Annotated in this window: 6 protein-coding genes and 1 pseudogene; 2 read left to right on the forward strand and 5 right to left on the reverse strand. The window is 71.3% G+C overall.

The annotated features are described in order from the left end of the window. Positions 1-122 precede the first annotated feature (122 nt). From AB0B48_RS31240 to AB0B48_RS31260, 5 genes are all read right to left on the reverse strand, one after another. The gene (locus AB0B48_RS31240; protein WP_355010176.1) at positions 123-767 is read right to left on the reverse strand and encodes a hypothetical protein; all 645 of its coding nucleotides are present in this window, start codon (positions 765-767) and stop codon (positions 123-125) included. Positions 768-860: 93 nt separating this feature from the next. Beyond that, positions 861-1,571, reverse strand: a complete 711-nt coding sequence (locus AB0B48_RS31245) for an ABC transporter permease (RefSeq protein ID WP_355010177.1) — start codon at positions 1,569-1,571, stop codon at positions 861-863. Position 1,572: 1 nt separating this feature from the next. Further along, on the reverse strand, positions 1,573-2,484 hold the full coding sequence (locus AB0B48_RS31250; protein WP_357207860.1) for an ABC transporter ATP-binding protein: 912 nt from the start codon (positions 2,482-2,484) through the stop codon (positions 1,573-1,575). Beyond that, positions 2,484-3,389, reverse strand: a complete 906-nt coding sequence (locus AB0B48_RS31255; protein ID WP_357207863.1) for an ABC transporter permease — start codon at positions 3,387-3,389, stop codon at positions 2,484-2,486. Before AB0B48_RS31255 ends, AB0B48_RS31250 begins: the two co-directional genes overlap by 1 nt. Then, positions 3,382-4,296: an ABC transporter ATP-binding protein gene (locus tag AB0B48_RS31260; protein WP_238681676.1), complete on the reverse strand. Its 915-nt coding sequence runs from the start codon at positions 4,294-4,296 to the stop codon at positions 3,382-3,384. The genes AB0B48_RS31255 and AB0B48_RS31260 overlap by 8 nt, the downstream gene beginning before the upstream one ends. A 239-nt stretch (positions 4,297-4,535) precedes the next feature. On the opposite strand from AB0B48_RS31260, the gene AB0B48_RS31265 reads away from it, so the two are divergent. Both AB0B48_RS31265 and AB0B48_RS31270 read left to right on the forward strand, forming a co-directional pair. Continuing rightward, complete coding sequence (locus AB0B48_RS31265) at positions 4,536-6,050, forward strand: glycosyltransferase (protein WP_357207866.1); 1,515 nt, start codon at positions 4,536-4,538, stop codon at positions 6,048-6,050. A gap of 88 nt (positions 6,051-6,138) precedes the next feature. Beyond that, positions 6,139-6,438, forward strand: a pseudogene (locus AB0B48_RS31270) (adenylyl-sulfate kinase); the annotation flags it as partial.

Below are 6,438 nucleotides of genomic sequence, written 5' to 3' on the forward strand. Positions count from 1 at the left end.
GGGGGGGGCGCGAAACAAAAACCCCGCCCGCCCCCCCCCCCTCCCCGCGTTTTTGCACCCCCCCGCCCCTTTCGCCCCCCCGGCCCCCCCCCCCCCCGGGGGGGCGGCGGCGGACCGGTGCGTCACCAGCCGCGCAGGAAGCGCAGCCCGAGCAGGAACGCGATCACGGCGGGCCCCACCAGCAGGGTGATCGCCTGGAGGCGGTACGGCATCCGGTGCCGGGTCAGCTCCCCCGCGTTGCCCAGCACGATGGCCCCGGCCAACATCAGGAAAGCGCCCCACCAACCGGTCTTCAGGTGGATCAGATCCACCCGGATCAGTTGCAGGGTCAGGCCGAGCAGCGCGCCGGTCAGCGCGAGCAGGGCCACCGCCCGGTGCAGGCCGCGGGCGAGCGGGTGGGCCGCCCGCCACCAGTAGGTGCCGGCGACCGCCAGGCAGGGCAGCACCACCAGGAGTGGCCAGCCTCGCCCCATCACGCCGAACATCAGCAGCGCGCCGACCGCGAAGACGATCGTGCCGACGCAGGCGAGCATGTACCCGGCGAAGGCCCGGCCGCCGCCGCGAACCAGCAACGGCCCACCGCTGGCCGCGATCAACGCGGCCGGGATCAGGATGAAGACCGCCCACCAGTGGAACTGGCCGCTCCCCTGAGCCGCCGTGGCGACCGTGGCACAGGCCAGCCCGGCGACGGCCAGGCTGGTCAGCCACGGCCGGCTGCTCCGGGAGTACGGCTCAGCCAACGACGTCCGCTCCGCTTCGACGCTCACGCCCACCAGCCTGGCCGGAGGTGGCCTGACCGGTCCATCCGGCCAGCCCTACCGCCGCGCGGGGGCTGGCCGGAACAGCGGCTCGCACCGTTGTCAGCTCGTCTCGCCGGCCACGCTGAACGAGCGCAGGCGGTCGATGGCGAGCACTGTGAAGCCGACGCTGACCAGCGCGGTCATCACCGACGCCACCGGCACCGACACGCTGGTCTCCAGCAGCCCGGTGGGGGCGATCCGGTCGGCGAGGGCGATCACGTACTGCTGGATGGAGAGCACCTTGGTGCCGCTGACGAAATTGCCCAGCAGCCCCTCCCAGATCAGCACGTAGACCAACCCGAGCAGCACCGGCCGCCTGGTGACCAGGCTGAGCGCGAGGAACAACGCCGAGTACGCCAGCGCGCCGAGCGCCGCCGAGACCGCCAGCGCCAGTCCGAGGCGTACCGAATCGGCGAGCACACCCGCGACGTAGAGCGGCACCGCCACTGTGACGGCAGTGACCCCGGCGGCCACCGCGAGCTTCGGCAGCACGATCTGCCAGCGCGGCAGCGGCTTGGTCAGGATGTGCACCACGGTGCCGTCGTCGATCTCGGCGCCCAGCACGCCGGTGCCGATGATCAGCGCGACCACCGGCAGCACCACGGCCAGCCCGAGACCGACCAGCACCGGCGGCCCCCACTGGCCCGGGTCCACCCCCAGCGACCGGCAGAGCACGGCCAGCCCGAGCAGCACCAACGGCAGCGGTAGCAGCAGCAGGAACCGACGGCGGCCGAACAACCCGCGCGCGGTGATCCAGGTAACTGTCGACATGTCAGGCCTCCACCAGGTAGGAGAAGACGCTCTCCAGGGACTCGTCGGACGGCACCAGCTGGCGTACCCGGATGCCCTTGTTCAGCGCGATCCGGGGCAGCGCCCGGGTGAACGCGCCGTAGTCACCGGCCCGGACGGTCAACCCGGTCGGGTCCAACTCGACCCCACTCACCGACGCCTCGGCGATCAGCGCGACGGCCAGCGCCCGGTCGTCGGTGGAGCGCACCGCGAAGACGTGCGGGCGGTTGGTCATCAACCGGCGGATGGTCCGGAAGTCGCCGGAGGCGGCCAACCGGCCGGCAACCATCACCTGCACCGTCCCGGAGACCTGTTCGACCTCCTCCAGGATGTGCGAGCTGAACAGGATCGTCCGGCCAGCGTCACCCAGGGTGTGCAGCAGCTGCATCATGTGCAGCCGCTGGCGCGGGTCCATGCCGTTGAACGGCTCGTCGAGCAGCAGCACCTGCGGATCGTGCACCAACGCGGCGGCCACCCGGGCGCGCTGGCGCATGCCCTTGGAGTACGTGCCGATCCGGCGGTCCTGCGCCGACTCCAGCTCCACCAGATCGATGGCCCGTCGGGCCGCGGCCGCCGGATCGGGCAGCCGGTGCAGCTTCGCGCTGGCCAACACGAACTCGTAGGCGGTGAGGAAACCCTGCACCGCCTCCCGCTCGCTGACCAGCCCCAGCCGCCGGTAGACGTCGGGGTTGCGCCAGGTCGGCTCGTCGTCGAGGGTGACGGTGCCGCGCGACGGGGAGAGGAACCCGGCCATCATGTGCAGCAGCGTGGTCTTGCCAGCGCCGTTCGGGCCGAGCAGCCCGGTCACGCCCGGGCCGAGGGACATGCTGATGTCGTTGACAGCGACCACGTTGCCGTACCACCGGGACACCCCGGTCAGGCTCAGCGTGCTCATCAGGAGGCGACCTTCCGGTAGCGGGCCAGCAGGAGGGCGGTCGCGCCGGCGACCAGCAGCACCGCGGCCAGGGCGTAGACCGGGCCGAACCCGCCGATCATCATCTCGCCCGGATCGCCCTCGACCAGCAGGTCACCCAGGGACCAGATGCCCACCCCCTGGACCAGGGTCGAGGGTGAGGCGAGCCCGGCCAGCTCGTTGGCGGCACGCGACGGCAGGATGCTCAGCACGCCCACGATCGGGGTGGTCATCAGGAAGACCGCGACCACGCCGCCGGCGGCGAAGGCACGCTTACCGGTCAGCGACGCGACCAGCAGACCGACCGAGGCGAAGACCACCGCCCACAGCCCGGCGTAGAGCAGCCCGGGGAGCAGGTCGAGCAGCTCGTTCCACACCCCGCGCATGCCCTGCTTGGTGGTGAACGCGGCACCCAGGAACATCAGCAGCTGCGGCCCGCCGAGCAGCAGCCAGAGGGCAGTGACCAGCGCCAGCAACTTGGCCAACGCGTAGTCGGTGCGCGGCAGCGGCCGGGAGAAGTACAGCGGCAGCACGCCGCTGCGCAGATCCCGGGAGACCAGCTCCGGAGCGACGACAGCGACGAAGAAGATGACCAGCCAGCTCATCGCGTCGGCGAACTGGGCGTACGTGGCCACCGGCTCGCCGATCTGGCTGCGTATTGCGGCCAGGGCCACCGCGACCAGGGTGACGATGCCGACCACCAGCCACGGGAAGATCTTGGCCTTGGCGCTGCGGCCGAGACCGAACGCGGTGCGCAGACCGTGCCCGTAGAGCGCGCCGAAGACCTGCCGGCGGCCGAGCCTCGGGCCCTCGTAGCGTTGGTAACCGATGTCGTGGATGACGCCGGTCGGCGTGGAGCGCACGGCGGCGGTGGACGGCTCAGGCATGTGTGAGCTCCCTCGTGGCGAAGAGTTCGGCCACCCGGTGCCGGCGCTGGTCCAGTCGGTGCAGTGGCAGGTCCAGTTCGGCGACCGCACCGAGGATCAGGTCGTAGGTGCCGTCGTCGGCGAGCGGCACGAGGAGCAGTCGCCCGTCCCGGGCGACCGGCAGTTTCAGCTCGGCGAGTCGGGCGGCGAGTTCCTCGGTGCCCTCGCTGACCTCCACGGCGAGCACGTCGGTGGCAGTGGTCATCGCGGAGATGTTGTCAGCGCGCAGCAACCGGCCGCCGTCGATGGCGATCAGCGTGTCGCAGATCCGCTCCACCTCCCCGAGCAGATGCGAACAGACCAGCACGGAGATGCCGAACTCGGTGCCGATCCGGTGCACAAGGGCCAGCATGGCGTCGCGGCCGGCAGGGTCCAGGCCGTTGGTCGGTTCGTCCAGCAACAGCAGGTCGGGGTCGTGCACCAGCGCCTGGGCCAGCTTGACGCGCTGCTTCATGCCGGTCGAGTAGCCACCGACCGGGCGGTAGCGCTCCTCGTAGAGCCCCACGTGCCGCAGCGCCTCCGAGGCCCGCTCGCGAGCCGCGGTGCGGGGAAGGCCGCTCATCCGGCCGAGGTGGGTGACCAGCTCGGCGGCGGACAGGTCCGGTGGGAGGCAGTCGTGTTCCGGCATGTAGCCGACGCGGCTGCGGACAGCCGCCGGATCTGCGGTCGGGTCGATGCCGAGCACCGAGACCTGACCGCTGGTTGGTGCGATCAGGCCGAGCAGAATCTTGATCAACGTGGATTTGCCGGCGCCGTTCGCGCCCACCAGGCCGATGATCCCGGGCTCGACGGCGACGGTGAGGTCGGCCAACGCGGTGACCCGACCTCCGTACGTCTTGGTGAGCGACTGGGTCGCGATCAGTGTCACGGGCTCAGCGTAGGGAGTCGATGCCCAGCAGGGACACCGGCACGCCCCCGGCACTCCCCTGATCCTTTTCCCGCCGGACCCCTAAGGTCCCCCGCCGCGGCTCCCACGGCGTTTGCGCCGGTCCCGCGTTCGACCCGACCCCGCCTTGGGAAAGACCCGTCCAGGGTGACACCATTCACCTCCCGTTCACCAGGCATCGACCCGCCCGGTGATCGACCGACGACGCGGGAGGAATCCTGATGGCCGAGGTGGGCGTCCCCAAGGTGAGCGTCGTGGTGCCGGCGTACAACAGCGGCCGACACATCGAGAAGCTCGCTGCCTCGCTGCTGCGCCAGTCACTGCCCGCCGACGAGTTCGAAGCCGTCTTCGTCGACGACGGCTCGACCGACGACACCGCGGAGCGCCTGGACCAGCTGGCCGCCGAGCACCCACACATCAGGGTGCTGCACATCGAGAACTCCGGCTGGCCGTCGCGTCCGCGCAACCTCGGCGTCGAACACGCCCGCGGCGAGTACGTCTTCTTCGCCGACGACGACGACTGGTTCGCCGACGAGGCACTGGAGCGGCTCTACGCCTGCGCGAAGGCCAACGACGCCGACATCGTGGTGGGGAAGATGGCCGGGTACGGACGCCCGGTGCCGCGGGAGCTGTTCCGCAAGAACCGCTTCGACGCCACCCTGGCGAACGCGCCCCTGATCGACAGCCTGACCTGTCACAAGCTGTTCCGGCGCGCCTTCCTCAACGAGCACGACCTGCGGTTTCCGGAGGGCGGAAAGCGTCGGCTGGAGGACCACGCGATGGTCGTGCGGGCCTACTTCCTGAGCCGGCACACCTCGGTGTTGTCCGACTACGTCTGCTACCACCACGTCCACCGGACCGACGCGCGCAACGTCACCGCGGGCCGGCTGGAGCCGTCGAGCTACTACCGGGCCGTGCGGGAGGCGCTGGACATCGTCGACGTGCACACCGAGCCCGGTCCGCTGCGGGACCGGTTGCACCGGCGCTGGCTGCGCAACGAGATGATCAGCCGACTGCGCGGCAAGCGGCTGCTGGAGGCCGACGAGGCGTGGCTGGAGCAGGTCGCGCTGGAGACCCAGAAGATCATCCAGGACCGCTTCGCCCCTGGTGTCGCCGCCGGGTTGCCACCCCTGCTGCGGGCCGTGGCATACCTGGCGGAGCGGGGCCGCGTCGCGGACCTGCGCAAGCTGGCCCGCTGGGAGGCGGGCATCGCCGCGCACGGCACGATCGACGAACTCCAGCGCGCGGACCACGCCGTCACGGTGACCCTCGCCGCCGAGCTGCGCTCGGAGAACCAGCCGGTCGGCTTCCGCACCGACGATGGCCGCGACGTGCTGGTGCTCCCGATGGACGAGATCGCCCCCGAGGTGCTCGACGCCACCGCGCAGGTGCGCAAGGCCCGCCTGGACCTGGTGGCCCGCCACCGGGAGACCGGTGCCGAGATCTTTCTTCCGAACACCTTCCAGACCGAGCGGATCACCGGTACGACCGGAGCGGACACCGTCCACCTGGTGCACCGGGCCACCGCCACGATCGACTTCGCCGCCCTCAACGGGGGCCGGACCAGAGGCAGCTGGCAGCTCAAGGCCCGGATCACGAACGTGGGATGGACCGAGGACGCGCGACTGCCGCTGGTGTTCATCTGCCGGGCCGACGGCTCGCGACCCCGGATCCGCGACCAGCGGAAGGTGTGGAACCGGCTGCGGTCGGCGGTAGGCCGGCGGATCAAGCGCTGATCCGCCCGCGTGGGTCTTGGAGTGGCGCCCTCGACCGATGGGCGGTCGGCTGCGAAACTGTGTGCCGGTCAGCGAGTGGGGGGTGTGGATGAGCAACGGCTGGGTGCTGCCCGACGAGGTGCTGCGTGACGCACCGGCGTACACGCCACGTCCCGGTGAGCTCGCGGATCTGGAGCTGCTGCTGACCGGCGCGTACGCCCCGCTGACCGGCTTCATGACCCGCGCCGACCTGGTCTCGGTCAGCCGACGCTCCCGGCTGGCGGACGGCACACCGTGGCAGGTCGCGGTCGTTCTCCAGGTGCCGGCCGCCCTGGCGCAGAGCTTCGATCCGCGCGACCCGGCCCGGCGGGCGCTCGTGCTGACCGACGGGGAGGGCGCCCCGGCGGCC

Origin of the sequence: Micromonospora sp. NPDC049089, from assembly GCF_040648775.1 — a bacterium.
Taxonomy (GTDB): Bacteria; Actinomycetota; Actinomycetes; order Mycobacteriales; family Micromonosporaceae; genus Micromonospora.